The organism is Bdellovibrionales bacterium, assembly GCA_041662785.1.
Lineage (GTDB): Bacteria > Pseudomonadota > Alphaproteobacteria > UBA9219 > UBA9219 > UBA8914.
Map to the genome: position 1 here is coordinate 1 of JBAZRW010000011.1, position 26,271 is coordinate 26,271.

Sequence of the window (26,271 nt, forward strand, 5' to 3'; positions counted from 1 at the left end):
CTCGATAGATCGAAAAACATCCACACTTCGGACAGTTTTTGTTGTGACACCTTCAAAAACTCCCTTTTCCTCAAATCTATCATAAACTTATACGAAATCTACCCACACCTTTTTGATCATTATGCCGTTAATTCAAACGCGCGCTGGTATTATAAAACTGATAAGCCGCGCTTTTTAAAAAGAGCGTGGATGGCGCGGATCAGATCGGGAGAGGGTGGCTGCGTTTCGGAAAGCGTATAGGGCAAACCTAGCTGTTGCCACTTAACTTCCCCCATTTTGTGGAAGGGCAATACCTCCACTTTTTCGACATTGCCAAGGGCAGCTAGAAAATCCGCGAGGCGCGATAAAACATCCAGATCATCCGTCAGGTTCGGCACGATCACGCAGCGCACCCACATCGGCTTGCGCTGCGCGGCCAAAAGGCGGGCGAAGTCCAACGTCGGCTCCAGCTTACGGCCCGTCACTTTGGCGTAAGTATCGGGATCAAAAGACTTGATGTCCAGCAGAACCAGATCAGTCACATCCAACAAAGCCTGCTTGACGATTTTGCCAATGTACCCCGACGTATCAAGCGCCGTGTGAAGACCAAGTTCTTTACATCCTTTGAAAACTTCCGTCACAAACGCATGCTGGAATAAAGGCTCACCGCCCGTGATGGTAACGCCGCCGCCAGTTTTTTGAAGGAAATCCTTATACTGAGCGATTTCAGCAATCAGGTCGGCGGCCTGCGTGAGCTTCCCGTGTTTGAGGTGGCGTGTATCGGGATTGTGGCAATATAGGCAACGCATGGGACAGCCCGCCAGAAAGGCGACAAAGCGCATACCGGGTCCATCAACAGTACCCGCCGTTTCAACAGAGTGCACATAACCTTCATAGGATTTAAGCATGGCGCGTTTTACATCGCCTTATGGAAGGTGCGGTTGACAACATCCATCTGCTGCTCACGCGTCAGCTTGACAAAGTTGACGGCATAGCCCGATACGCGGATGGTTAGCTGCGGGTAAAGCTCCGGATGCTCCATCGCATCCATCAGCGTCTCACGAGAAAAAACGTTGACGTTCATATGGTGGGCGCAGCGTCCACAATAGCCGTCCAAAAGCCCCGTCAGATTGTTCACACGGTCACTAACGGTTTTACCCAAAGCCTCTGGCACAATCGAGAACGTGTTCGAAATGCCGTCTTGTGAATCCTTATAAGGCAATTTGGAAACAGAAATCAGCGAAGCCAAAGCGCCCTTTTTATCGCGTCCGTGCATCGGGTTCGCGCCCGGAGCAAACGGCTCACCAGCCTTGCGGCCATCGGGGGTGTTACCGGTCTTTTTGCCGTACACAACGTTTGAGGTGATGGTCAAAACCGACAGCGTCGGCGTGGCGTCGCGATACGTTTTTTTGGCGCGAAGCTTGGCCATAAAGGACTCGACCAATTCAACCGCAATGCTGTCCACGCGATCATCGTTGTTGCCATACTGGGGATACTCGCCCTCGGTCTTGAAATCGACAGCAAGGCCGCGCTCATCGCGCACAACCGATACCTTGGCGTGCTTGATAGCCGAGAGGGAATCCGCCACCACAGAAAGACCCGCAATGCCGCAAGCCATCGTGCGCAAAATCTCGCGATCATGCAAAGCCATCTCGATGCGCTCATAGCAGTATTTGTCGTGCATATAGTGGATGATGTTCAGCGCGTCCATGTAAACGCCCGACAGCCAATCCATCATGGCGTCCAGCTTGGCCGACACGTCGGCATAATCCAAAACGTCGCCCGTCATGGCGGGAAAGGCAGGAGCAACTTGCTCGCCGCTCACTTCGTCGCGGCCACCGTTGATGGCATAGAGCAACGCCTTGCCAAGATTGGCGCGTGCGCCAAAAAACTGCATCTGCTTGCCGATACGCATGGCCGATACGCAGCACGCAATGCCGTAATCATCGCCCCAATAGGGACGCATAAGATCGTCGTTTTCATACTGGATTGAGCTGGTCGCGATAGAGGTTTTTGAGCAGTAATCCTTAAACGCCTTGGGCAATTGCTCTGTCCACAGAACGGTAAGGTTCGGCTCTGGCGCGGGGCCAAGGTTCGTAAGCGTATGCAAGAAGCGGAACGCCGTTTTGGTGACAAGAGGTCGACCATCCTCACCAACGCCGCCAAGGCACTCCGTCACCCATGTCGGGTCGCCAGAGAACAGCGCGTTATAATCAGGCGTGCGGGCAAAGCGCACCATGCGCAGCTTCATCACGAAGTGATCGACGATTTCTTGCGCTTCAACTTCGTCAAGGATACCAGCCTCTAGATCGCGCTCAAAATAAATATCAAGGAAGGTGGAGATACGACCAAGCGACATGGCCGCGCCATTCTGCTCTTTCACGGCAGCCAGATAGGCAAAGTATAGCCATTGCACAGCTTCTTGCGCGGTTTCAGCCGCGCGTGTGATGTCAAAGCCGTAGGATTTGGCCATAATTTCAAGCTCACGCAGGGCCTTAATCTGTTCGGCAATTTCCTCGCGCTCACGGATTGTCGTTTCGTTGATCGTATTGTCGTAAAACGCCATTTGCTCGCGGCGGTCTTCGATCAGGCGCGTCGTGCCGTACAGCGCCACACGGCGATAATCGCCAATAATGCGCCCACGCCCGTAACCATCGGGCAGACCCGTGACGATGCCTGCCTTGCGCGCTTTTTTGATCGCGGGAGTATAGGCGTTGAACACACCTTCGTTATGCGTCTTGCGATACTTGGTGAATATATCATGCACTTCGGGCGCAATCTCATAGCCATAAGCTTTAAGAGCGTCCTCGGCCACGCGAATGCCGCCAAAGGGCATCAAGGCGCGTTTCAACGGTTTTTCGGTTTGAACCCCAACAATTTTCTCTAGTGTGCGATCAATATAGCCCGCCGGATGTGACGTAATGCTGGCCACAACGCTGGTGTCCATATCCAGCGTGCCGCCTTTTTCTGCCTCCGCCTTCATCAGGATCAAAACCTGCTGCCACAATGCCTTAGTGCACATGGTCGGCGCGGCCAGAAAGCCCTCATCGTCTTCATAGGGTGTAAAATTGGTCTGGATAAAATCGCGCACGTCGATTTGATCTTGCCAACGGGCCTGCTTAAACGGGGCTAGGGGCATCATTTTGTCTTTCGTCTGAACGTTTGGAGCATAAAGGGATGGTGCGTTCATGGCAATTCCTAACAGTTTTTTAGTCCCGCTTGAATGATCGCCTCTACGTAGAGAAAATTAACCATAGAAGCAATTAAAATACACTGCAAAATCATATAATTCGTTGCTGCGACGCAATAGAATTGGATTTTTTGTCAAATGATTACGATGTAATCGTCCCGTCGTCTTTTTTTACAATTACTTTCATGGTTTTTAGAGTAGAATATGGCACGTTTTGCACAACATTATGCGGATGACAATAATGCACCTTACTGAAGTGACTAACCCCCAAGATTTATCACATGATCAATTACTGGCCCTTTATCAACAAACCAGTAAGGAACTGGCGCGCTATCGCGCCTTGGCCGTCAAAGACCAATTAACAGGTCTTTATAATCGCCATGGCATGGAAGAAGAATTTACTCATGTCGTAAGCGCGAACAACCGCACCGGTATTCCGCACTATATCGGTGTAGCTTTGTTGGATATTGACTATTTTAAGAAGGTCAACGACACGCATGGCCATGACATTGGAGATCGTGTCCTTGAGCATGTTGCGAGCATTATCCAGCATGTAGCGCGCAAGGACGAACCCTCCTTTCGTTGGGGTGGTGAGGAGATGGGCGTGCTCCTTAAGATTCAGGCCGACAGCAAGAAAACATCATGGGATATTTTGGAAGACCTGCGCCATTTTGGCGAGCGTTTAAGGGAAAAGATTGAGAATACGCCCTATCACAATTCCCAAACGAATAAAACCATTCCCATAACGGTCAGCGTTGGCTTGTCTGTTATCCCCGCCTCCGAGGCAACCACATTTGAGGCTCTGGTAAAACCTGCCGACAAGCTTATGTACCGCGTTAAAGAAACAGGTCGAAATGGCGTGGGATATGATTTGAACGCTCTTGACTGTCCAAGCGAGTCCCTTTTCTTTATCCGCAGAAACCGGCCCAGTGGGTTTGCCCCAACAGCTTGAAAAAGCCTGATTTACTGTTCCTAAAAGCCGTGGTAGGGTGGGGCGTATCCCATTCTAACCCCACAGGAATAGTTCTATTATGTCGCAGCCCGAAACCTCGTTGATGAGCCGTATTGTTTCCCTTGCCAAGCGCCGTGGTTTTATCTTTCAGGCGTCCGAGATTTATGGCGGCCTCAACGGTTTTTGGGATTTCGGCCCTCTGGGTTGCCAGCTTAAGAACAATTTGCGCGATCAGTGGTGGCACGACATGGTCGAGTGTCCGCCCCTTGGCCCCGATGGCAAGCCCCTTTCTATTGTCGGCCTTGATAGCTCGATCATTCAGCATCCCAGAACGTGGGAGGCCTCAGGCCACGTCGGCGGGTTCGCGGATCCAATGCAGACGTGTCGGAAATGCAAAAAACTTTTCCGCGCGGATCATGTCGGCGACATGCTGCGCGAGTCGGAATGGGTTCAGTCTTTTGTAGAAGCGTTTGAGCCTGCCAATTCAGAGCAATTCATCATATTCGATGGCGCAAAAGCGCTGAACTGGGCGCGCACAAAAGGCCGTAAGGTTGCGCCAGGTCTAGCGCTTGTCAGAAATCCTGAAGTGACATTGTCATGGCTGGCTGAAGCCGCACAAGGCAAAATCATTCACGAAATTAGCATTGCGGATTTGCTGGCTCATGTGGCAACCGAGCAAAAGAATGTTACGGGTCTTCAAACACCTTGCCCCGAATGCGGTGGTGATTTGACCGAGCCGCGCATGTTTAACCTGATGTTTGAAACGCATACGGGCGTCGTGCGCGACGAAGCCAGCAAAGTCTATCTCCGCCCCGAAACGGCGCAGGGCATCTTTCTGCAATACAAGAACATTATGGACTCCTCACGCGTGCGTCCGCCGTTCGGCGTCGCGCAGATCGGCAAGTCCTTCCGCAACGAGGTCACACCGCGTAACTTCATTTTCCGCGCGCGCGAGTTTGAGCAAATGGAGATGGAGTTCTTCTGTCCTCCTGAAGACGGCATGATGTGGTACGAGTTCTGGGTGGCGGAGCGTATGCGCTGGTGGGAAAGCGTCGGCTGTCGTAAGGAAAACCTGTTCGGTCACGTCATCCCCGAAAACGAAGTCGCGCACTATTCCAAAGGCACGACGGACATCGAATATCGCTGGCCGTTCACCGCGCCTAACTTTGGCGAGTTGGAAGGCGTGGCGTATCGCACCGATTACGATTTGAAGCAGCATGCCGAGTTCAGCAAGACGAACCTTGACTACATCGATCAGGAAGCTAAGCGCCGCTATGTTCCGCATGTGGTTGAACCTGCTAGCGGCCTGACGCGCGGCGTTCTGCTGCTTTTGGCAGAGGGCTATCAGTACGACGAAAGCCGCGCCTCGCCAGAATGGCTGAAGATTAAGCCAAGCCTCGCGCCGATCAAGCTGGGCATCTTCCCGCTGGTCAACAAGGACGGCATGCCGGAAGTTGCCGAAAAGCTCTATATGGATTTGCGCCAGACTTACACGTGCCAGTATGATGCCAAGCAATCCATCGGCAAACGCTATGCCCGCATGGATGAGGCGGGAACGCCGTTCTGTATCACGGTGGATGGCGAGACGCTGAAGGATCAGGCCGTCACGATCCGCGACCGCGACACCGCAACGCAAGAACGCGTGGCACTGGACAAAGTGCGGGCGTACGTTGCTGCCAAACTGGCTTCTTCATAAGGCCCATCCTTTCCGGATGGCTCCTCTAAGGACGATTGATGGATATCTATCTTCCCATAGCTGAAATGTCGATGAACATCTTTGTTTTGATGGGCGTTGGCGTTGTTGTCGGTTTTTTATCCGGTTTGTTTGGTATCGGCGGCGGTTTTTTGATGACGCCGTTTCTGACCTTTATGGGCGTTCCGGCGGCGATCGCTGTGGCATCTCAAGCCAACCAGCAAGTGGGAACCAGCTTATCGGGAGCGTTGGCGCACTGGCGCAAACGGAATGTCGATTTCCAAATGGCCTTTATCCTGATGGTCGGCAGTATTATCGGCACGACGATTGGCGTACAGGCTTTTAAATGGCTCAAACAAATCGGGCAGATCAATCTTTTTATCGCCATTTGTTATGTCTCGCTTTTATCTGTGGTCGGTCTGTTGATGCTGTGGGAAAGCGCCCCGCGCCTTATGCGCAAGGGGGAGCGTTCACGCGCCGCGCCCCGCGCCGCGCAAACTGAAGCCGCCACCCTCAAGAAAGAGAGGGTTGAAGGTTGGGGGGCGCAGTCTCCTTTTGCCATGAGTTTTCCTGTCTCAAACCTGCGCGTCAGCCTTCTTTTGCCGCTTGGTTTGGGCGTGCTGGCGGGGGTTCTTGTTTCAATGCTGGGCGTCGGTGGCTTCGTTATGGTTCCGGCCATGATTTATATTTTAAAGATGCCGCCTCGCTTGGTGAACGGCACGTCTTTGGTGCAGATTATTTTTACATCGGCGCTGGCGACGGTTATGCAGTGTCTTTCAAATCATACCGTTGATGTGTTGTTGGCAATCATGTTGCTGATGGGCAGCGTTTTGGGCGTTCCTTTGGGGGCGCGTTTATCGTCGCGCCTGTCTTCCGAAGTCGCCCGTTTCCTTATGGCGCTGCTGATTTTATTTGTCGCGGTCATTTTGCTCAAAGATTTGACCTTTATGCCCAAAACGCTTTTCTCGATTGATGTCACGGTGCTGTCATGACAAAACGCGCCGCGCTGCCCATGCTTTTTTCTTTGTTCTTCCTTTTGATTTTTTCGCAGCCGCTCAGCGCCGCACCAGAGGCACTGGCCGATTTAGCGGAAGATTTTATTCCCGTTACCGAAGATTTCGATGGCGCGCATATGATGGTTTTTGGGGCGTTGACATCGGCTAAATCAGATATTGTGGTGGTGTTTGAAGGGCCGCCCGCCAAAGCGCTGATCCGCGCCAAAGTTAAAAAACTTGGGATTTGGGTGAATGATGAACCCCAATTGATTGAGCCTGTCCCCAGTTTCTATGCGGTGCTGTCCTCGCGCCCTTTGACGGATATGATGAAGCCTGAGGCTTTAACTTTGCGCGGACTGGGGCTGAATTCATTGCCGCTTGATAGCGTGGCGGGGCAGGGGCTTTTAAAAAACCGCCTTGCCAAAGGACTATACCTAGAAATGCCCGACGGCGTCAAAATCCGCGACAAGAAACTGTTTCGCGCTGATATCAACCTACCGCCTAATGTGCCAGTAGGGGCTTATAAAGCCACTATTTATGAGATCAAAAATGGCGTCATCACAGCCAGCCGCGTCACGACCTTTAAAATCGCGCCCATAGGCTTGGCCAGCATGATCCGCAATCTGTCCGTAAGGCAGCCCGCGCTTTATGCGGCGCTGGCCATCGCGCTTGTTCTTTTGATTGGCGGCTTTGCTGCGACTCTTTTCAGAAAGGCGACCTAGCCCATGACAGAGAAAACCTACCTCGTGGTTGAGGATGAAAGCGCGGCCTTTCAAGCCGCCTTGCATTTTGCCAGCCACGCCGCCAAGGCGGCGCAAGCAACCGTCACCATATTGTGCATTGTCGAACCCGAAGGGATCGAGGCATGGGGTGGCGTCGAACGCGCCTTGGATGATGAGGCCTTTGATGCGGCGCGTCGCAAAATGGTTGCCAACGAAAAAAAGGTTGAGGAAATTACGGGCCAAAAACCCGTTTGCGTGTACCGCAAAGGGGGCCGCCGCGCGGTCTTAGCCGATTATCTATCTCAAACATCCGGCGTGACGGCGCTTGTTCTGGGGGCGGGTCCCAAGGGGACGACGCAAAGCCATCTGATTGCCGATATGGTCGGGGAGAAAAGCTTAAGCAACCTCCCCCTCCCGCTCATCATCGTGCCAGAGAAATAGGGGCAGGGTAGAATTAAGGAGCAGCGCTTCTTTGTTTCCAGCATTCACAAGGCGTTAGGGCACAAAAAATGTGATAAAGGACGTGAAATAATCGTTTTTATCTATTGTCTACAGGGTGATATCTGGTTATAAGCGGAGCCTCAAACGCGCTGAACCCCCTTCTGGGGACAAGCGATGAGGTGCAAGCCTGGGTAGCTCAGTTGGTAGAGCAGGGGATTGAAAATCCCCGTGTCGGCGGTTCAATTCCGTCCCCAGGCACCATTTTTATATCCAGCCATGTCCGAGGACTTCCAAGTGCAATGATAACTCATTGTTCTTGCGATAGTCTTTATCCACTGACATCCTGTCCGCGCTGAGACGAGCCGGAATAAAATAGGTACTAATTCGGGTACTCAAACTTCTTCAACAAAGGAGGGTACCGAATGTTAACGATTGTAGACTGCAAAAACGCAAAATCAAAAGACAGAGCCTATAAACTTGGTGATACCTATGGCCTGTTTCTTCTCATCAAACCGAATGGCAAAAAATATTGGCGGCATCGTTACAGCTTCGCTGCGCAGCCGAGAATAATCGCCTACGGCGTTTTTCCCGAAGTGACACTTGCCGAAGCGCGCGACCGCACCATGGAGACACGTCGCTTAATCCGTGAAGGTATCGATCCGGCACAGTTGCGGCGGAAAACACGTCAAGCTGCCAAAGATAGCACGGAGAATACATTTGAGGCCGTTGCAAAGATTTGGCACGAGCACAACAAACCGCGCTGGTCGGAAGGCCATGCCGGAGACATTTTGCACAGGCTTGAGAAAGAGCTGTTACCGTTGATAGGTGGACTGCCCTTGGCTGAAATCACCCCTCGGCTTCTTCACAAACATATTCAGGCCATCCAAGATCGCGGCGCAAACGAAATGGCTCGGCGCGTTCAGCAATATGCCAACCAGATATTCTGTTTTGCGATTGCAACGGAGCGTGCGGATCGCAATCCGGCGGCTGAGATTAAAAGCCTCCTGCGTCCGTACAAGAAGGGGCATTATCGTGCGCTTGCTTATAAGGAGCTGCCAAGCCTTCTTGAAAAGCTTGAAAAGAATGACGCTCGTCTTATGCTTCAAACGCGCTTGTCGTTAAAGCTCATGCTTCTGACATTTGTGCGGACAGGGGAGCTTGTCAACGCCCGGTGGCGTGAGTTTGATTTGGAAGCCAAGCTATGGGTCATTCCCGCCGAGCGGATGAAAATGCGCCGTGAGCATGTCGTCTCCCTATCTGATCAGGCCATCGCCATTTTGAAGCAGTTGCGTGAGGCAAATCCCTATAACGCAAAGGAGGGGCATGAGTTCGATTGGGTCTTCCCGCACGTCAGCGACCCCCGACGCGCTATGTCTAACGCCACGATGCTGGGCGGCATCCGGCGCATGGGCTTCAAGGAGCAGACAACAGTCCATGGTTTCCGCGCCATGGCTATGACTGCCCTAAAAGAGCGTCTGGGCTACCCTCACGAGGTTGTAGACCGCCAGCTTGCCCATGCCCCAGCCGATCCGCTCGGTCGCGCCTATGACCGCGCAGAGTATCTAGATCAACGCGAGAAAATGATGCAGCATTGGGCAAACCATATCGACGTGCTGGCTCAGGGCAAAAATATCATAATCAGCGATTTTAGAAAGGCAGGGTGAGATGACGGAGTTAAATGAGCTTGAAAAAGGACTTGCTCAAAAAATCATGTCTTTGCCGTCTCGACTGAGAGAGCCAATCGTTCTGTCAAAAGATATTGACTGGGATGGAAATGATGAAAAATCTCTATTTGAAGCAAGGGAAGCTGCGTGGGTGAACCAAATAAACAACGAGTTAAATGAGAAATACCACCTGCTCATGGAGCATTATAATATTACAACGAGAGAAGCAACGAATGATGTGCTTACTTTAAAACTGATGCATGACTTCATTCCCGGCTTCAAAATTGTTTTTGAGAAAAAGAAAGGGAGACCATCCGTGTGGTCACCCGAACTTTCTACCCTTTTGTTTTGTGTAGTGCAGCTAAAAATACTCAACGGAGGGTGTAAAAGTGAGACCAATGCGTGTGATCATCTGAGCTGTGATGAACCGTGGAAAGGGTTTCTTGAGAAGACTATTCAACGGAAGAAGGGGACACGAAGTCAGAAAGACGGCGCAATAATTCTTCAAGAGCAGTACAGAAAAGCTAAAAAGCTTCCATTTCCTCAAGCGTTTCTCTGCGCTAGAGAGCTACTCGATAAGGTAACTCTGACAGAGAAATTGCTTTATGTTTCAACAAAGATGTCAGAAGCCTATTTCATTTATAGGGAACAAAAAGATGAAATCATAATCCAATATGATACCCCAGATAAAGGTTCCCCATAATCGTCGGGGATACCTAGATAGGACTAGGGAAGCCACAATACGCCCTCAAATTCTATACAAGGAGGGCGTATGAAAATTATCAGATTACCAAAGGTCAAGGAGCTTACGGGGCTTAGTCGTTCAAGCATCTACGCGATGATCAAAGGCCGTCAGTTTCCAAGGCAAGTTGAAATTTCCACGCGCAGTGTAGGTTGGATCGAAGGCGATGTACAGTCTTGGATAGCCTCACGCGTGAACAAGGCTAACGCCAAGGAAAGAGCAGCCGGAGGCCACAATGTCTCTGCCTTCTAAACCCATCCCAATCACAAACACAGAACAGTTGGTTGTCAGAGAAGGCAGTCTCCGTGGCAAACCGCACGTTTATTTGAATGTTATGGCGGACGATGTTCTTCGTGGGCATCGCCGTACGGAGAAAGGGTTCAGCTTTCCTTTGGTCATGTTGCCCGTCGTTATCGATGTGCTTCAAACCTTTTGCACGGGCCCAGAAAGGACAGGGAAGCGATAAAGGGTTGGCCTTGATGGTCGGGATAACAGACTGGCAGCATCAAGGTGGATTTCTTCTACTGTGAGGCTCGCGCAAAGAAGAAGGGCAGAGTGTAAGGATGAGGCCCTGCGCGACGACATGAACGAGCATGGACGTAAAGCAGCATCCAACCTGTGGCACTCGATTATGACCATAGGGTCCAAACGACGTCGGCTCGGTTGAGTTGGTAGTTGGGTGGTCGGCTCCAGCCTTGGCTAACTGCCGAGGCTGGTCGAGCTATGTCCTCCACCATCTCTCAATTGAGTTCTGACTAATGTTTTTATGTCTTTCAAATGCGCGCACGTAGAGATGGTTTAAGCGCTTCCAAAAAAACGAAGAAATGTCTGAAATATAGGAGTGATGATTATGATAAGCGGTTTGTTTGAAAAGCACGAGCAGATTGAGCCTGTGGCTAACAATTTAGTCACAAGGCTGCAAAAAGCGCCCCTTTCTCGCAAAACCTCTTTTCAGACGTGCCTCAAAAACATTTGTCGAAGTCGGTCGAACGCAGGTTTGCCCCTCTTGGGGCCGAGGCGGTTCAACCCGCCGAGCCTGTTCGACCGCCATCACCATGGCGGAGCGTTTTTGCCCAAACAGCATGAAAAAATTGACTAATGATTTCGATAACTTTGGGGGGGTGAAAATGAGCAAGCCGATATGCGAAGGCACGATAGACCTTAACATGAGCCGTCTTATCAAGTTTGGCGTTTTCAAAGAGCAGTCTTGGCATTATCTTTCTTGGACGCGCAACGATAAGCTGGTGGGATGTGTTGCTGTGGTTCTCAAAAACTCCGCGACAATCAGATTGCTTCATGTGTATGACGGCAAGCGGGTTGACTACCATGTTCACATGACCTTCACGCCCTGTCACTTCGGAGGCCAGCGGCCTTGGTTTGTATGCCCGTGCTGCCATCGTCGCGCTGGCGTCCTCTACATGTCATCAGGCGGGCGTTTTCTTTGCCGTCGCTGCGGCGGGTTTTGTTATCAAACGCAAATGGAACAACCCAAAGGGCGCGCGCTGATACGGAATGAAAGGCTAATGGATAGGATTGGTGGTCTACAAGACCCTGACGATCCGTTGAAGCCGAAGGGGATGCACTGGAAAACGTACTGGCGGATTTATGATAAGGCTGACGCGGTTTATAACCGAGGGTGGGGTGGGTACCTTGAAAACCTTATCGGTATGTGTCTGTGATTAAAATGGGTGTTCCAAGCACGAAATGGTATTTATTCCGGTACCTTTTTGTGGGCGCAGAAGCGCACAGTCCATATAATCAATTGCTTGTGACATCTGTTTGGCTGCCGTCACGGACTTTGGATCATAAAATGGCGGGTGTGGCTCTATTTTACAGATATGAAAGATGGGGGATCAGCGCGGCGCACGGGTTTTGACATAGGCCGGAACGATAAAATCAGGGCGCGACGCAGGGGGCATGAGCGCGATCTCTGTTTCGATCAACAGCAGAACCTTTGAGGTGAATTGGTCAAGCTTTTCCTCACGGTGTTTCCCGCGAACATCTGGCGTCTGCTTTTTCATAAATTGCTTGGAGGCGTTCGTGCTGGGCATTTGTAGTGCGCGGTCAACCAAAAAGCGTTCACGGCTTTCAAGGAAATATTTGTAAGCCTCGGCAGGAGAGCGCAAGACTTCCTTTGACGCCATCTTTAAAGCAGTTTTGATTGCGTCTGGCTTCGACGTTTCCAATGCCTCATGCAAGGCCATACGGATTTCACCAAGCTGGATCATCGTATGGGCGGCCTCAATGTCCTTGCTCTTGTAGGCGTTGAGGATGTCTCCAAACGGGATCAAATTGATGGCATCCACCTGTTTTGGGCGCGGCGATGAAAGTGCTGCCAGAAACTCTGTTGCAGAGAGGCCATGATAGGTTGGAGCCAAAGTGTTGGGTGCTTCCACCGTATAATATACACCTTCACGGCTTGCCCCCGTCACGGTTGTTGTAACCTGGCCAAACGCTGAAAGGGAAAGCAGACGAGAGGCATGGCTCCACGGCAATAAACCAGCTGCCGCTTTTTCACCTCTTGTGACGAAAAGCGGGTTAGCCTTAAAATAATTAAAGGTTCCGCGCTTTCTGTATGTGTTTAGGAATTTGCCAATGGGACTATCATCGATGGTCATTGCTCCATGTTCTTTTGCCCAAATAAGCCCACGCGGATAATTTTTCTCTTGAAAACCACCAGCTATCAAGCCCCAGACTTCACGGCTTGGGCCTGAATAATAATGCAAACGTCCGTTGTGCGGAAAGGCTTTGTCTTTAAGCCTGTTCGCCATGGCGTCAACGTCAGCGATAATGTCTTCGGGAAGTACCCAAACACGCGGCATAGTCGTTCTCCTGATAAAGACGATTAGCCGAGTGTGTTGGCGAGAAAGGCCATGCCTTTTTGGTCGCCGTAATAGTCGCTGAGAAGTTGTTTCCTGTCTTCAAAGCTGATGACATCGCCGCGATCTCGTGTGGCTTCGTAAGTTGCTGGGGTGTCTTTTTTTCCAGAAAACAGTTTTTCGGGAGTTGTTTGAATATATCGGGCGTTGGAAGCCCCCTTGTCGCCCATATCGTCCCAGTAAATCGCTTTATTATCGGGGGTTACATAAACGTAGCCCATGAGGTCGTCAGGGCGCACAGGCGTCTTGCCATCCACAGTTACCCAGTGGAAACGGTTTGCTCGTTGCTGAGCTGTTGCTGGGCGTGATGGCTTCTTCACTCCTAGAGAACTCCATAGCTTCCCAAAATTAAGAGCGGGAAGAAAATCGGTGATGCGGTTTAACGCGACTGATGTAATCATATGGCTCTCCAATAAGTTATACAAATGGTTTCGTGGTTGCTTATAGTTTCACCGCTGCGCGGCACATCAAATCCTGTGCGCGTATCATAACCCGAAAACGGCGAAAGTAATAGAAAAATGCAAGCATATCAATTAGTTAACAGATCGTTAATGCGAATTGGAAATGTCTGTAAAGTTAAGAGGTTAAGGGAAACGGCAATAAATCGTATGATAACGTGACTTGTTTTTATTGTGGCTCTGGCGCGCGTTGCCGATCCTGTTGAACCGCACACAGCTCCCACCGCATCTAAGGATTAGGGAGGCGTCATCATAGGCCAGCGTGACCACGGCGTCGGGCTGGAAGGTCGCCAAGAGCCGCGCGAGCAGGACGCCATCTACCGTGACCTCCTGCGGCCAGTGTCCAGCCGTGTCGAGCCTGATTGTGTTCAGGAAGCGGCTGTGTGCAGCCTCTGCTACGATTAGGTTCTGGGTGAGCCTCTCATAGGCGAGGATCACTGGCACGGGTCTGTGCGTCCGGCACTTGCGCCGTGGCATCGCTGGGAGCAAGGCCTTAGCCAAAGCTCCGGCGGGGACGATCAAGAGGGGCGAGGTCATTTTCCCCCTGTTGGGTATGGCATTGTGGCCTGTGTCGCGCCGTCCTCTTGGTCAGCCTCGTCCCAAAGCTTGCGGCACTGGTCGGCATAACTGCGGATCACCTTTTTGTTACGGCGTACGACGAGGACGTTTTCGGCATTCCGTTTCTCAGCGGCCTTTGTGTAGTTGAAACTGCCAAGCTGCAAGACCTTCTCGTCGATCACCATAAACTTATTGTGCATGATGGCATAGTTATCGTTGATGCGCGTCGGGATGCCGCTGTCTTTCAGGCGATGGTACAGGCTTCGTTTTTGCTTGCGCTGGCTCTTATCCAAAACAACTGTAACATCCACGCCCTTGCCATGCGCGTCGATCAACGCTTGCGCGATGGGTTCTGACGTGAAGGAATAAGCCGCGACACACACGGATTGCTCGGCCTCACCAATCGTCTTGACCACAAGCTCCGTCGCGCCCTGACGTGGAGAGAAGGCATGGTTGTGCAGTTTCTCATCAGCATAAGAGAAGTCAGCTGAAAGAAAGAGAAGAAATAAAGAAAGAAAAAGACGCATTATGATGTCTAATATAAGGTTGACCGGGCAATTAAACGAAACATCGATAACCACTTCCTCTTGAACAGAAAGAGAGGATATATCGAACTCTTTCGAAACAGATGGGCGGGTCGTCTTTTGATTATAAGTTAGCACCCATTTTTCTTCTTCCATCGCTTTATCCGGTTGAGCTTTTTTTGCTTTTTCCTCGTTTTGTATTTTGCGATCTTGATCCCGCACTTCTTTTTCGATGGCTTTCTGTTGTTGTTTTCGATAACACCGAACGGTGCATTGCATTAGGCCGATGATTTCTTCGTATAGGGCTAGATCGCTTTTTGGAATTCTTTCCTTATTAATAAAGGCGTCCAATTCTGATTTAAATTTTTCTATTTGCGGCTCAAAATATTCATCCGTTTCATCACAACCTCTGGTCACCCCTCTAAGGTGAAGCACAAGTTTCTGTATGCGGCGTAGCGCAAAATCGTTTTCTATACGCTCCCATGCTATATCCGTCGTTCCGGTCAAGATGCGCCAAATCAGTATTAATGAAATCAAACCAGCAACATAATCGCTTGCACGAAACCCATCTTCTTCGTTAAACCAAGGCATCCACGAGAATAAGGCATTAGTGCTGACAAAAAACACAAAAAACAAAAATCCGAGGGCTACGACTGCGGAACTCTTCTTGAGTATCTCCCTTATTCTTCGTTCACGAAGTTCATTTTCGGTTAGGAAGCTCGCAGAGCTAGGTTTCCAGACATTAAGAAAAGGTTCCCGCTCTTCATAACCTACAAACTTTTTAGGATTTGAGATAAATAACCATGCTTGTCGCATGAACACGAGAAGTGAAATGAACCCAAACAAGTATGCGGCCGACATCAGTATGTCTTTCATATACAAGTATCTCCCCATGAAGTTGCGGCCAGAGCGTTCACTCTGGTAACCTTGTGTTGCCTTACTCACATTTCTTGATGGCCATGACGCTCAGGATGGTTTCTTTCTCGCCGCGCACGGTGGAAAGCTCGGAAGCTTCAACGCCGTCGCCTTGTCCGTACCAGAGCATGAAGGCCTGAACTTGGCTTGACTTGATCCTTTGCTCCTGCGCGACAACAAGCTGGTTCTCACGCCGTGTTAGGGACGCAAGCTCGGTCGCCAAGCGCGAACAGGTGTCTTCGAAAGTTTATCGATTGGCGGTTTGCTTTGCCTGAACCTTCTGTCGGAAAGTTTGTGCGGTCGTTATATCGACAATTTAATTTGGAAGAGACTGGGAAGCTTGTAGCAACAGGACAAAACAACAACAGCGTGCTTAATGGCCTTAACCCTATGGCGGATACAATTGAGTTGGTTGCAAATCACTATAAACTTACACTTCGTCAAGTGGCTCAAATTTTTACAGACATAAATCTATATATAAGAACGCTCAACAGCAGCAGCCCGCTCAGTCATTGTCTTGGGCTTGTTGCCTCGTTGAGACACGTCAGCGCGCTTCCGAAAGATTTATTAAAAGCTTACTGTCAGGGATCAGAAAGCTATGATCGGCTTGTTCAATCACTCATACAAAATGGTTCTCTCAAAAACAAACGTCGAGAGGAAGCTAGTAAGGCATATCTTAATGTAATGTTTTTTGATCAGGAAAAAGTCAACAAACTACAGGAAGAATATCAAGTGCTACGTCAGCGTGAAAACCCCCTTGATACACGGAGCGCGTTAACCAATGACCATCCTACTGTAATGCAATGTCATGCGATTGATGCCTATTCCCGATTAATTAGTTTTGATGATCCTATAGCTTGGGTCGTTTATTGCAGGTTGGAAAAAGCGTCGCTTCTGACACAACAAAACCAATAAACCTAATCCCCATCCACCTTCAACGCCTCGGCGACACCACGGAATTGTTCCAGCGCTGCCTCAAGGTTAGCTTTATGGGTTCATTACCTTATTCCAATCGACATCAAAGCCTGCGGCTTGCAGCTCACGTCCGAGAGCTGCTTTCCATGCACCGGCAGCATCGAAGCGTTCCCATACCACGCCAGCAAAATCCGAAGGCCACTCAATTTCGCTATCTGTGACGAGAGTACAAACCTTGGCTCGGCCGAGGCGTCCTATAAAATAACCAAGCTCTAATAGAACATTCTGACGAGGACGGGGCTTTGGCTCATCCCCGGCTTTACAGCCCACATCATCTGGTGTGAGCAAAACAATAGCAAAGCCAACATCCCCATGGGCTTCAACTTTTTCAATAACAGTCCGTCCTTGATTGGCTTGTTCATGTAAGATAATGGCTTGAAAGCCAATTTTATCAAAAAATCTCGCAACAGCCTCCCGAGCGCCTTCATCATGTCCGTGAACTATAAATACCTTTCGCGAAATCTTTGGCGCTGTTCCTTCGGAAAGGGGAACAGATGAAGTTGCTTTGTGTGCAATAATTTCGTCGCGTAGCCAGCTTATCGCTTGATTTAAAATCTGTATAGACCGATCCCTACCTTCGGTTACATATTGGAGTGCTTCGTGTGCGTCATCATAACGACCGTGACCGCCACCCCTAGCCTCAATCCAGCTCGAGCTTACGCGCATAGTGACAGGCCCATTATCCAAACGCGCAGCATTTATATACCTCACATATTCGATCGTATTATGTCCGAAAATGGATGACAGAGTGCCTTCAATATTAGTTTCCAGAACTTTGACCTCAGTGCTCCATCGCTTTTGTATACTTTGAGGGTCAAACGCCTCGATCTCCTTTATAAGCTTTTCAAGACGAAAAATGCCATGTTCCATTTGATCAACGGTTAGCGCAGCTCTACTAGGTTCTTGGTGCGTTGTGCGTCTTGCCATGGCTATGCCTCCGTTTTCTGTAGCTGTTCTGCCACGCCCCTAAACTGCTCAAGGGCGGCTTCGAGGTTGTCGACGATTTCGGCGGCGATGATGTCGGGGGCTGGGAGGTTGTCGACGTCTTCAAGGCTGTCGTCTTTTAGCCAGAAGATGTCGAGGTTCAGTTTGTCCCGTGCGGCTAGCTCGGCGTAGGTGAAGCATTTGAACCGTTCGGTTTCCTTGCGTTTGGTGCGGCTCTCGGGTTTATAGGCTGCAACGAACTCATTCAAATCTTCGCGCTGCAACGGTCTTTCAACCAAGGTGAAGTGCATATTCGTGCGGAAATCAAAGACCCATGTTTCTTTCGTCCATGGCGTTGTGGCCGCTGGCTTCTTATCAAAGAATAACACATTCGCCTTCACGCCTTGCTTATAGAAAATACCAGTCGGCAGGCGCAGTATCGTGTGGAGGTCAAAATCGTTCAGCAACCGCTTGCGGAGCTTTTCACCCGCCCCAGCCTCAAACAACACGTTGTCCGGCAGGACGACGGCTGCCGTGCCGCCGACCTTCAAGATCGTCATAATATGTTGAAGGAAGTTGAGCTGCTTGTTTGACGTTGTGACCTTGAAATCGTCGCGCTCATAGTTTTCACGCTCTTGCGTGGATTTGCCGTCATCGCCAACGATGGTGTAGCTGCTCTTCTTGCCAAAGGGTGGGTTGGCAAGAACCATGTCATAGCGGTTGCCATCATCCATTAGCAGGGCGTCTTTGCCGCTTTCGATACATGCGCCGGAGATGCCATGCAGATACATATTCATGGCGCAAAGCGCGGCGACCTGTTCGGTGATGTCAGAGCCGTGGAGCTTTTCATTTTGCAGTTTAAGGATGGCTTTGCGTTCCTGCGTTTGCTGGCGCATGAAGTCATAGGCCGCGAGGAGAAAGCCGCCCGTACCGCAAGCGGGGTCGCAGACCGTCATGGTCGGCTGCGGGCGCATCACGTCCACCATGGCGCGGATAAGAGGGCGCGGCGTAAAGTATTGCCCTGCGCCAGCCTTGCTTTCCTCGGCATTGCGGGACAGCAGTCCTTCGTAAATCGCGCCCTTGATGTCCATATCAAGGCCAAGCCACGTTTCTTCATCGATCAGTTGGATCAGGCGTTGAAGGCGGGCGGGTTCATTGATCTTGTTCTGCGCCTTGCTGTAAATGGTGCGTAGCAACCCATCGCCCGTCGCGAGGGTTTCCAGCATGTCGCGGTAATGCCTGACCAGCTCATCACCCGTCAGGCGTTTCAGATGCTTCCAGCGATATTTGGCGGGGACGAGTGAGCCTTCATTCGCTAATTCCTCCCGCTCCTCATCCATCTTGAGGAAGAGAAGATAGGTGAACTGCATCACATAATCGGTATAGGCCACGCCCGATTGCTGCAAGACGGTGGCAAAACCCCAGACTTTGTTGACGATGGTGGCTTGGTTCATTTGGATACTCGTTTTCTTGGGCTAGTGGCGGCGGGCTTTTTCTGCTTCGACGTGCTTTTCGTGGCTTTGTTGCTTGTGCTGGCTCTCTCGGCCTTGATCCGATCCAGCAACACGCTGGCGGGTTCATCCTTCGCGTCTTGCGGGACGAGCTTACCTGAGAACGCGGCTTTGAGGATGGATTGACGTTCTGCTTGAAAAAGACGGTGTGTCAAAATCATTTGTTTATGGAAGTGATCGAGCTGGCTAAGTGCCAAACGAAGCAGGTCAGATATGGTCTCTTGTTCTTTCAGTGGCGGAAGAGGAACGAAAATATTCCTTACATCGATTAACGTAAGGCCATCCTTTGTGATGCCGCTCTTTTTATTATTCAACTGACGCTGGGTTGTATCGGATGCTAATGCCCAAGATATAAACTCAGCCGTTTTTTCGTTTACGGGTCGGCAAAGTGCTAAATGCTGGTTGATATACGCGTCTTCACTTGTGTCCGAAGCAAGGCCTACCATTCCCACATCTGCCGTGATCGACAATAAAATATCGTTTTTTGAAACTTTTGTTCTTAATCCTTCTGCATTGCAAGGTGGTGAAACGCGTTGCAGGTCTTCCGTGTCAATTTCTATGGTTAGTCGATTAAGATTTCCCACACGGTAGAACCTACTTCCCTCGGTACTATAATACTGTGCCCAGCCCCGTGAACCGCTAGTAATAAACGAGGTCACTGCGTCAAGGGTCGTCCATTCCCAAACCTTGGGCAGTTCTGAAAGATTGGGACGATTAGGCAGGGTTGGGTCTTTATATTCTCCGCGCCCGTTGAAAGCCTTGCGGCGTTCGGTGAGGATGCGGGCGAGGAGTTTATCGGCGGGTTCGATCTTGCCTTTGTTTTTCTCGCGCCATTCTTTTGTAAGCTCACCTGTGACGGCGGCTTTGAGGAGGGATTGGCGGTATTGTTTGATAAGAGCCTGCGCCTTTTTCAGCGCGGCTTCTCCGGCATCAATCTGGCTGAACAGCTCCTCGATCTTCTCTACGATGCGCTTTTGCTCGTTTTTTGGTGGGAGAGGAAATGTCTGTTCGCGAACCTGTTCATCTTTTACGGCGGGATAACTCACCCCATACTGAATTCCGGAAAGTTTATTTACAAAAGGGGTGCTGATGCACAGGTGGAACAAGTATTGTGGTTCAATTTCGTTCGCGGGGCGCAAAACAGAAAAGCCCGTGGATGCGATTTCTCCGTTAAGAGATTTTGGCACAGCCGCAATATTCCTGAGATATGGACGAACCGTTAAAAACAGCACATCACCAGATTTTATGATCTGTCTTGCCCGAGATGGGGCTTCACTAATCGTATATGACTTTCCACCCGTTACCTTGTGGCTCTTGTTATCAATGCTCGAAATGTCGATGTAGTATATCTTTTTATTAACGTCTTTTGTCTGGTTAATTTTGGCAATAGGTAAGGTTACCTCTCCCACCGTAGTCTCAACCCAATTCTCTGGTAACTCGCTCATGCCACCAACGCCAGATTTAAATCGTCGAGAAGGGATGGCAAGTCTTGGCCAAATTGTTTGCGGGCTTCGATCAGGCCGCCACGGTTCAGGAAGTCGGGCATGTCTTGCAAATCCATCGGGGCGATATGTACGTTATAGATGATGTGGTTTTTAATCAGGTTCAGCCATTCAAGCTGCATGGAAGTGAAGTCATAGCCCGCTTTCTTCTTGCGACCAAGCCAAAGATTAAACCGCGCCTCGGCTTGGCGTGTTTCAAAAGGCGATAGGAGAAATTACAGGCCGTGTAGGTCTTGCCCGCGCCCGTCGCCATTTGGATAAGCGCACGGGGGTCGGCCTTGGCAAGCGACGTCTCAAGGCCTGTGATGGCGTTGATCTGGCAATCGCGCAGGGTGCTTTTTGCCAAGGGCGGCATGTGTTGAAGGCGGGATCGCAGCGTGTCCCCCTCTTGCAGCCACCTTTCCAGCGTCTCAGGCTTGTGAAAGGCAAAGATGCGCCTTGAGCGCGGCGACGGGTCGCGCCCGTCACGGAAGAAGACTTCCTCGCCGTTGCTCTCGTAAACGAACGGGAGGGGCAGTATGTGGGTTTTGACATGCTCAGGCAGCGATCCAGCATAACCGCCGGATTGAGCCTCTGTCCCGCTCAGGGTCTCGCCCTGCTTTTTGGCTTCGATGACGCCTGCGGCCTTGCCATCGATGAACAGGAGGTAGTCGGCTTCCTTCTTGTCCTTGACGAGAAACTCTTCTACCGCGACGCCACGCGCGGCGAAGCGGTCGAAATTGGCTCGGTCTTGGATAACCCAACCCGCCTGCTTGAGCAGGGCATCTATCTTTTGACGGGCGAGTTCCTCGGGGGTCATGGGGGCCAATCGAATGGGTTTTAAACCGAATGTCTAACTCCCCCATATATAACAGCTTATTGAGTGAGGGGAACAGCATTTAAGGGTTTTGGCGTCTTGGATGTGAGAATTAAGCCCTTGAAGTGAGTTTTTTCGTTTTTGGAATGGAGGCGCTGTCACGGATCGGGGAGGGCAAGACCATCGGTACCAAACATGTAGACCATATTTTTTATGATCTTGATTTCCTTCTAAGTATCAGGTAGTTATAGTAAAAGTTTGAGGCTGTCCCCAGGCACCATGAACCCGCCCCCCACTTGTGGGGGGCGGGTTCATGGTATCTAGAAGCAGAGTATTGAACCAGCCCGAAGGGCGGTTCACGACCGCGCGTTAGCGCGGACGCCACGAGGCACGAAGCGCCGAAGTACATTCCGTCCCCTTACTTTTCCATCCGGCATAATGTCGTGTTCCTATTTTTATCTTTCCATCTTCCCCAGAGCATCCAGCAGAATTCTGTCATAATTATAAACATCCGGCGCGAAGTGGGGGGCGCTTTCCGCTGTCGGGAAATAGACCGTCTCATAGACAATAAAAAGCGGCAAGGGATTAGCAACCTTCAGCCAATGCGTGTGGGCTTTGTCAATTTCGGCCTGCACTGTTTCCGGCGTCCAGTCCCCCTCGTTGTCCGACAGGACAAAGACGGCAAAGGCCACGGGGTCCTGCAACCTCACGCAGCCAGAGCTAAGATGCCGATCGGCCTTGGCAAACAACTCTTCATGCGGCGTGCCGTGCATATAAACCGAGAAATCGTTATCGAAATCAAACTTGATGCGCCCCAACGAGTTTAATTCTCCGGGCGCTTGGCGTAGGCGGAAATTAAACTCGCTCTTGCTGATTTCATTCCAGTCTATCGCATCGCCATGGGGATCGTCGGCGCTGCCATTAATCACAAAGCCCATTTTCTCTAGGTAGTGCGGGTCTTTTTGAAGCTTGGGCAAAATATCCTCACGCGCAATTTTGGCGGGTACATGCCATGAGGGGTTAAAGATCACGCTGCGGATAACGCTTTGGATAAAGGGAGTCTTGCGGATTGTGCGCCCCGTGATCACAGGCGCATAGTAAACGCGCTGACCATTCTCGATGATTTGAACAGTGGTGTTGGCAATGTTGACAATCGCATACCGCACCGGAAAAACCTGCGCCATGTGGCGTTTCCGCTCCATATTCGCGATAATCTGGCCGATGCGCTCATCCAAGGGCACATTCATGGCTGCGATAGTTTTGGCCCCGATATTTCCATCGGCGTCAAGGCCATGACGAACCTGATAGTCGATGACGACGGCCATCAGCTCTTGCGTGTAAAGCAGTGGGTCCACGCCCTCGGCAAGCATGGGGACGGCGTAATCCTCGGCCTCCAGTCGCGCCCTAATGGACGCAAGACGCGGGCTTTTGTCGCCTAGGCGGATGGTGTCGCCTTGCGTAACGAGGGGCCACGCGCCTTTGGCTCTCATAGCGCGATAGTCTTTCAGCGTCGCCGCAAGCCGCGTATAGTCAAGGTCAGAGGGAGCCTGCGCCGTGAAGTATTCATTGAGCTTGTTGTCTTTGATAGCGGCGGCAATCTCAGCGACATAGGACGGCGCAGGGCGCGTAAAGGGCCACCCCGCATAAAGGTAGGCAAGGGTCACGCCATCGCCATGGATCCTGTGCGCCAACTTAAACAGGCTGTCCGTCATCAAAACTTCCAGCTTGAGCCTCGCAGCCGCGTCATCCGGTTTGTCCAGAAGGGGCGCGATAAGAGGGAACGCAAAATGCTTTTCGTCTAAGCCGTGATAGGCCGCATAAGCCTTCATCGATTCGAGAAAGGCGGCAATGGCCTCACGCCCTGTGGCGGACTGCGTATCCCACACGGGATAAAAAGAGCGCGTTTGATAAAGCTGAAGAAGCTCGATTTTATTCAGGGCATAACCGTCAAAAGGCGCGTTGTTTTGCGTCAAAAGCTGCGCAAGCGGCGTGTCCGGCACAGGCGGCGTATCATTGGCGAGGGCAACAGAATCGCCCCCAAAAGCAAGAGCGCACAAAAGGATTAGGCAACGTAGGAAAGGGCGGCGTGGATTCATAAGAAGACTTTGTGATAGTGTGGGGTTTATGTCAACGCAACCTGTCATGGAAACGGTTAAGGGACTCTTAGGACAATGGCCCAGCACAGCGAAAAACGTGTTTTTCCCTATACGCCAGAGCAGGTTTTCGATCTTGTGGCCGATGTCGCCCATTATCCCGATTTCCTGCCGTGGTGTCTGGACGCCCGCATCTTTGAAACAAGCCCAACAAGCATGAAGGCCGACCTACGCGTGGGGTATAAGGCGCTGCACGACACCTTTACCTCGATAGTCCAGTTGGATCGCCCGCGAAGCATCGTGGTGACGTATGGCGCAGGCCCCTTAAGCCACCTGCATACCGTGTGGCGGTTTGATCCGGTAGGAAAGGGGGCTTGCGAGGTTCATTTTGATGTCGATTTTTGCCTCAAATCCCCCATTTTAGGGGCTCTTTTGGACGCGTTTTTTGAGCGCGCCTTCTTCAAAATGGTCGAAGCGTTCGAATCCCGCGCCGCCCAAATTTATGGGGAAGACGCGGGAAGCGTCTAACGGTCACAAAAAGCTATAGGGATCGATGTCCACCTGCACCTTGATCGTGCGGGGGAGGGGCAGCGGCGCGAGCCACGCGCCAATCGCACTGGAAAGAGAAACGCCTCGCCCTGCCTGCACCATCAAGCGATAGCGATGCTTGCCGCGCAGGATGGCGAACGGCGCAGGCGCGGGGCCAAGGATCCGCATATTCTTATTCTGGGGTGAGGCTGCGGCGATGTGGCGAGCGATATCGATCACTTGCTGCTTATCCGCACCGGCAACCGTAATGGTGGCAAGGCGACCAAAGGGCGGCAGGTGATAGTTTTTCCGCTCGCGCATTTCGGCTTGCATAAAGGCGTCGCGCTCACCTGCCATAAGCGCCCGCATTACGGGATGATCGGGATTGGTGGTTTGCAGGTAAACCGTCCCCGCTTCCTCGGCGCGGCCGCTACGCCCCGCGACTTGCTGCAAAAGCTGAAAGGTTCTCTCGGCCGCGCGGGGATCGCCGCCCGCAAGGCCAAGGTCGGCATCAATCACCCCCACGGTCGTCAGGCGCGGGAAGTGATAGCCCTTCGCCATGATCTGCGTGCCGATAAGAAGGTCAATCGCGTGATCGTCCATCTGCTTGACCATCGCCTGCGCGGCCTTAGCGTCGGCAATCGTGTCGCTTGCCATGATGGCGGTGCGGGCCTCTGGCAGCCGCACCGCGATTTCCTCGGCAATGCGCTCAATGCCCGGGCCGCAGGCGGCAAACTTGTCCTCCGCGCCACAGGTGGGGCAAGCCTTCGGCACTGTCATGTTATAGCCGCATTGGTGACAGTGCAGGCGGCCCGTCCGCTTGTGCTCGATCATCCAGCTGGTGCAAGAGGGACATTGTAAGCGAAGCCCACAGGCGCGGCACAGCGTGAGCGGCGCATAGCCCCGCCGGTTCAAAAACAGCATGGCTTGCTGGCCGTTTTCCACGGCGCTTTGCAAGGCTTGCAAAAGAGGATCGCTGATAAAGCTTTGCGTTGGCATTTTCTCATGCCGCAGATCGATGATTTTGATGGTGGGCATCGACGCCTCACCAAAACGGCGGCGCAGGATCAAATGGCGGTATTTGCCTTGCTGGACATTGTGTAGCGTCTCGAGAGACGGCGTGGCCGAGGCCAACACAATAGGAATAGCGCCAACGTTGGCTCGCACCACAGCCATGTCACGCCCATGATAGATGACGCCTTCCTCTTGCTTGTACGCGCCCTCATGCTCTTCATCCACGACGATAAGGCCAAGGTCGGCATAGGGCAGGAAGAGGGCCGAGCGCGCCCCCAAAATAAACCGTGCCTTGCCTTGCTTGATCGCGTGCCAGTTAAGGCGGCGCTGCTTTTCTGTAAGGCCGGAATGCCATAAAGTCGGCGCTAGGCCAAAGCGAGCCTCTAGCCGCGAAAACAACGCAGCGGTCATGGCAATTTCTGGCAATAGGAGAAGGGCTTGCCGACCGTCCTTAAAGCATTGCGCGAGCGCCTCACCATAAACTTCTGTTTTTCCTGAGCCCGTCACACCATCAAGGAGCGTCACGGAAAAGGTGTTGTCTTTGACGGCAGCGGTAAGCGCGGCGGCGGCGCTTTCTTGTTCGGGGCTAAGGACGGGGGCGAGGGTGTCGATATAGTTGCCGTATTCGGAAAGAATGTTTTGGGCATTATTCTCACCTACTTCGTCATTCCCGCGAAAGCGGGAATCCAGCTGCGCCGCGTCTGCGGCGCTCATGAGTCTTTTGCCTCGTTGACACTCGGCACTGGATTCCCGCTTTCGCGGGAATGACAGATTTGTTTTAAAATCCGCCAATGTACAAGGCAGTTTATCCTTGTCCTTAAGGGGGCGGAGCTGCCCGCCCAGAACCATCTTTAGAATCGATCCGGCGGGGGTGAGCGTGTAGCCCGCAACCCAATCGACAAAGCGGCGTGTTGTCTCATCCAAGGGTGCTAGATCGAGAACGGAGGTGATGGCCTTAAGCTTACTGGCCTCGACCTTACCGCTGCCCTCATCCCACACAATGCCGATGACTTCCTCTTTGCGACCCAAAGGAACGGTCACAAACGAACCCTTTCCAAGGGTTAGGGAAGGGGGTACAAGGTAATCATACCCATCGCCCAGCGGCAAAGGCAGCAGAACGCGAACGGTTTCTTGCCGTAAGTTCTTTGTAGGCTTGGCATCAGGGTCGTTCATTGGTTAGACTGTCCCATCGATAGTCGAATCGCATCACAGGAGT

24 protein-coding genes, 1 tRNA gene and 1 pseudogene are annotated in these 26,271 nt (G+C 51.6%); 12 read left to right on the forward strand and 14 right to left on the reverse strand.

The genetic code is table 11. The features are described from left to right. Nucleotides 1-149: 149 nt before the first annotated feature. On the reverse strand, nt 150-887 hold the full coding sequence (gene pflA, locus WC612_07245) for a pyruvate formate-lyase-activating protein (protein MFA6280567.1): 738 nt from the start codon (nt 885-887) through the stop codon (nt 150-152). Nucleotides 888-895: 8 nt separating this feature from the next. Further along, the gene (gene pflB, locus WC612_07250; GenBank protein MFA6280568.1) at nt 896-3,169 is read right to left on the reverse strand and encodes a formate C-acetyltransferase; all 2,274 of its coding nucleotides are present in this window, start codon (nt 3,167-3,169) and stop codon (nt 896-898) included. 241 nt (nt 3,170-3,410) lie between these two features. Here pflB and WC612_07255 point away from each other — a divergent pair, with 241 nt between their 5' ends. The 10 genes from WC612_07255 to WC612_07300 all read left to right on the forward strand — a co-directional run bounded on the left by WC612_07255 (nt 3,411) and on the right by WC612_07300 (nt 12,057). Further along, on the forward strand, nt 3,411-4,121 hold the full coding sequence (locus WC612_07255) for a GGDEF domain-containing protein (protein ID MFA6280569.1): 711 nt from the start codon (nt 3,411-3,413) through the stop codon (nt 4,119-4,121). Nucleotides 4,122-4,200: 79 nt separating this feature from the next. After that, nucleotides 4,201-5,817, forward strand: coding sequence for a glycine--tRNA ligase (locus WC612_07260; protein MFA6280570.1), 1,617 nt, complete (start codon nt 4,201-4,203; stop codon nt 5,815-5,817). A 38-nt stretch (nt 5,818-5,855) separates the two neighbouring features. Further along, entirely contained in the window at nt 5,856-6,806 is a 951-nt protein-coding gene (locus WC612_07265; GenBank protein MFA6280571.1) for a sulfite exporter TauE/SafE family protein, read from the forward strand. Further along, entirely contained in the window at nt 6,803-7,531 is a 729-nt protein-coding gene (locus tag WC612_07270) for a TIGR02186 family protein (protein MFA6280572.1), read from the forward strand. The genes WC612_07265 and WC612_07270 overlap by 4 nt, the downstream gene beginning before the upstream one ends. Nucleotides 7,532-7,534: 3 nt before the next feature. Then, a complete protein-coding gene (locus tag WC612_07275) occupies nt 7,535-7,972 on the forward strand; it encodes a universal stress protein (protein ID MFA6280573.1) in 438 nt (145 codons plus the stop codon). Nucleotides 7,973-8,157: 185 nt separating this feature from the next. After that, nucleotides 8,158-8,233: transfer RNA gene (locus WC612_07280), tRNA-Phe, on the forward strand. A gap of 161 nt (nt 8,234-8,394) precedes the next feature. After that, nucleotides 8,395-9,636: an integrase arm-type DNA-binding domain-containing protein gene (locus tag WC612_07285; protein MFA6280574.1), complete on the forward strand. Its 1,242-nt coding sequence runs from the start codon at nt 8,395-8,397 to the stop codon at nt 9,634-9,636. 1 nt (nt 9,637) lies between these two features. After that, on the forward strand, nt 9,638-10,339 hold the full coding sequence (locus tag WC612_07290) for a hypothetical protein (protein MFA6280575.1): 702 nt from the start codon (nt 9,638-9,640) through the stop codon (nt 10,337-10,339). 69 nt (nt 10,340-10,408) lie between these two features. Further along, on the forward strand, nt 10,409-10,630 hold the full coding sequence (locus WC612_07295; GenBank protein ID MFA6280576.1) for an AlpA family transcriptional regulator: 222 nt from the start codon (nt 10,409-10,411) through the stop codon (nt 10,628-10,630). 875 nt (nt 10,631-11,505) lie between these two features. Continuing rightward, nucleotides 11,506-12,057 (forward strand): hypothetical protein, encoded by a 552-nt coding sequence (locus WC612_07300; GenBank protein ID MFA6280577.1) that lies wholly within the window; start codon nt 11,506-11,508, stop codon nt 12,055-12,057. Between the two features lie 174 nt (nt 12,058-12,231). Here the strand turns inward: WC612_07300 and WC612_07305 are convergent, their stop codons facing one another. From WC612_07305 to WC612_07325, 5 genes are all read right to left on the reverse strand, one after another. Then, complete coding sequence (locus WC612_07305; GenBank protein MFA6280578.1) at nt 12,232-13,200, reverse strand: hypothetical protein; 969 nt, start codon at nt 13,198-13,200, stop codon at nt 12,232-12,234. Between the two features lie 23 nt (nt 13,201-13,223). Next, on the reverse strand, nt 13,224-13,658 hold the full coding sequence (locus tag WC612_07310) for a hypothetical protein (GenBank protein MFA6280579.1): 435 nt from the start codon (nt 13,656-13,658) through the stop codon (nt 13,224-13,226). 183 nt (nt 13,659-13,841) lie between these two features. Continuing rightward, a complete protein-coding gene (locus WC612_07315) occupies nt 13,842-14,252 on the reverse strand; it encodes a hypothetical protein (protein MFA6280580.1) in 411 nt (136 codons plus the stop codon). Further along, nucleotides 14,249-15,673, reverse strand: a complete 1,425-nt coding sequence (locus WC612_07320) for a phospholipase D family protein (protein MFA6280581.1) — start codon at nt 15,671-15,673, stop codon at nt 14,249-14,251. Before WC612_07320 ends, WC612_07315 begins: the two co-directional genes overlap by 4 nt. Nucleotides 15,674-15,734: 61 nt before the next feature. Then, complete coding sequence (locus WC612_07325; protein ID MFA6280582.1) at nt 15,735-15,935, reverse strand: hypothetical protein; 201 nt, start codon at nt 15,933-15,935, stop codon at nt 15,735-15,737. A gap of 44 nt (nt 15,936-15,979) precedes the next feature. On the opposite strand from WC612_07325, the gene WC612_07330 reads away from it, so the two are divergent. Next, nucleotides 15,980-16,627, forward strand: coding sequence for a hypothetical protein (locus WC612_07330; GenBank protein MFA6280583.1), 648 nt, complete (start codon nt 15,980-15,982; stop codon nt 16,625-16,627). Nucleotides 16,628-16,699: 72 nt separating this feature from the next. Here the strand turns inward: WC612_07330 and WC612_07335 are convergent, their stop codons facing one another. From WC612_07335 to WC612_07360, 6 genes and pseudogenes are all read right to left on the reverse strand, one after another. Next, on the reverse strand, nt 16,700-17,614 hold the full coding sequence (locus WC612_07335) for a nucleotide-binding protein (protein ID MFA6280584.1): 915 nt from the start codon (nt 17,612-17,614) through the stop codon (nt 16,700-16,702). A 2-nt stretch (nt 17,615-17,616) separates the two neighbouring features. Continuing rightward, a complete protein-coding gene (locus tag WC612_07340) occupies nt 17,617-19,065 on the reverse strand; it encodes a class I SAM-dependent DNA methyltransferase (protein ID MFA6280585.1) in 1,449 nt (482 codons plus the stop codon). Then, nucleotides 19,062-20,567 (reverse strand): restriction endonuclease subunit S, encoded by a 1,506-nt coding sequence (locus tag WC612_07345; protein ID MFA6280586.1) that lies wholly within the window; start codon nt 20,565-20,567, stop codon nt 19,062-19,064. Before WC612_07345 ends, WC612_07340 begins: the two co-directional genes overlap by 4 nt. After that, a pseudogene (locus tag WC612_07350) lies at nt 20,564-20,752 on the reverse strand (type I restriction-modification enzyme R subunit C-terminal domain-containing protein). Before WC612_07350 ends, WC612_07345 begins: the two are co-directional and overlap by 4 nt. Beyond that, nucleotides 20,728-21,423, reverse strand: a complete 696-nt coding sequence (locus WC612_07355; protein ID MFA6280587.1) for a DEAD/DEAH box helicase family protein — start codon at nt 21,421-21,423, stop codon at nt 20,728-20,730. Before WC612_07355 ends, WC612_07350 begins: the two are co-directional and overlap by 25 nt. Before the next feature lie 452 nt (nt 21,424-21,875). Beyond that, nucleotides 21,876-23,516: a L,D-transpeptidase family protein gene (locus WC612_07360; GenBank protein MFA6280588.1), complete on the reverse strand. Its 1,641-nt coding sequence runs from the start codon at nt 23,514-23,516 to the stop codon at nt 21,876-21,878. A 75-nt stretch (nt 23,517-23,591) separates the two neighbouring features. Here WC612_07360 and WC612_07365 point away from each other — a divergent pair, with 75 nt between their 5' ends. After that, entirely contained in the window at nt 23,592-24,041 is a 450-nt protein-coding gene (locus WC612_07365) for a type II toxin-antitoxin system RatA family toxin (GenBank protein ID MFA6280589.1), read from the forward strand. A 3-nt stretch (nt 24,042-24,044) separates the two neighbouring features. On the opposite strand, the gene WC612_07370 is transcribed toward WC612_07365, so the two are convergent. Continuing rightward, a complete protein-coding gene (locus WC612_07370) occupies nt 24,045-26,228 on the reverse strand; it encodes a primosomal protein N' (GenBank protein ID MFA6280590.1) in 2,184 nt (727 codons plus the stop codon). Nucleotides 26,229-26,271 lie beyond the last annotated feature (43 nt).

Coding starts and splice junctions, on each gene's coding strand:
- pflA (MFA6280567.1), bottom strand. CDS start 887: ATGCTTAAATCCTATGAAGGTTATGTGCACTCTGTTGAAACGGCGGGT.
- WC612_07335 (MFA6280584.1), bottom strand. CDS start 17,614: ATGGCAAGACGCACAACGCACCAAGAACCTAGTAGAGCTGCGCTAACC.
- WC612_07340 (MFA6280585.1), bottom strand. CDS start 19,065: ATGAACCAAGCCACCATCGTCAACAAAGTCTGGGGTTTTGCCACCGTC.
- WC612_07370 (MFA6280590.1), bottom strand. CDS start 26,228: ATGAACGACCCTGATGCCAAGCCTACAAAGAACTTACGGCAAGAAACC.
- WC612_07365 (MFA6280589.1), top strand. CDS start 23,592: ATGGCCCAGCACAGCGAAAAACGTGTTTTTCCCTATACGCCAGAGCAG.
- WC612_07255 (MFA6280569.1), top strand. CDS start 3,411: ATGCACCTTACTGAAGTGACTAACCCCCAAGATTTATCACATGATCAA.
- WC612_07310 (MFA6280579.1), bottom strand. CDS start 13,658: ATGATTACATCAGTCGCGTTAAACCGCATCACCGATTTTCTTCCCGCT.
- WC612_07305 (MFA6280578.1), bottom strand. CDS start 13,200: ATGCCGCGTGTTTGGGTACTTCCCGAAGACATTATCGCTGACGTTGAC.
- WC612_07290 (MFA6280575.1), top strand. CDS start 9,638: ATGACGGAGTTAAATGAGCTTGAAAAAGGACTTGCTCAAAAAATCATG.
- WC612_07275 (MFA6280573.1), top strand. CDS start 7,535: ATGACAGAGAAAACCTACCTCGTGGTTGAGGATGAAAGCGCGGCCTTT.
- WC612_07355 (MFA6280587.1), bottom strand. CDS start 21,423: ATGACCCCCGAGGAACTCGCCCGTCAAAAGATAGATGCCCTGCTCAAG.
- WC612_07270 (MFA6280572.1), top strand. CDS start 6,803: ATGACAAAACGCGCCGCGCTGCCCATGCTTTTTTCTTTGTTCTTCCTT.
- WC612_07285 (MFA6280574.1), top strand. CDS start 8,395: ATGTTAACGATTGTAGACTGCAAAAACGCAAAATCAAAAGACAGAGCC.
- WC612_07360 (MFA6280588.1), bottom strand. CDS start 23,516: ATGAATCCACGCCGCCCTTTCCTACGTTGCCTAATCCTTTTGTGCGCT.
- WC612_07345 (MFA6280586.1), bottom strand. CDS start 20,567: ATGAGCGAGTTACCAGAGAATTGGGTTGAGACTACGGTGGGAGAGGTA.
- WC612_07300 (MFA6280577.1), top strand. CDS start 11,506: ATGAGCAAGCCGATATGCGAAGGCACGATAGACCTTAACATGAGCCGT.
- WC612_07295 (MFA6280576.1), top strand. CDS start 10,409: ATGAAAATTATCAGATTACCAAAGGTCAAGGAGCTTACGGGGCTTAGT.
- WC612_07260 (MFA6280570.1), top strand. CDS start 4,201: ATGTCGCAGCCCGAAACCTCGTTGATGAGCCGTATTGTTTCCCTTGCC.
- WC612_07315 (MFA6280580.1), bottom strand. CDS start 14,252: ATGACCTCGCCCCTCTTGATCGTCCCCGCCGGAGCTTTGGCTAAGGCC.
- WC612_07265 (MFA6280571.1), top strand. CDS start 5,856: ATGGATATCTATCTTCCCATAGCTGAAATGTCGATGAACATCTTTGTT.
- pflB (MFA6280568.1), bottom strand. CDS start 3,169: ATGAACGCACCATCCCTTTATGCTCCAAACGTTCAGACGAAAGACAAA.
- WC612_07320 (MFA6280581.1), bottom strand. CDS start 15,673: ATGAAAGACATACTGATGTCGGCCGCATACTTGTTTGGGTTCATTTCA.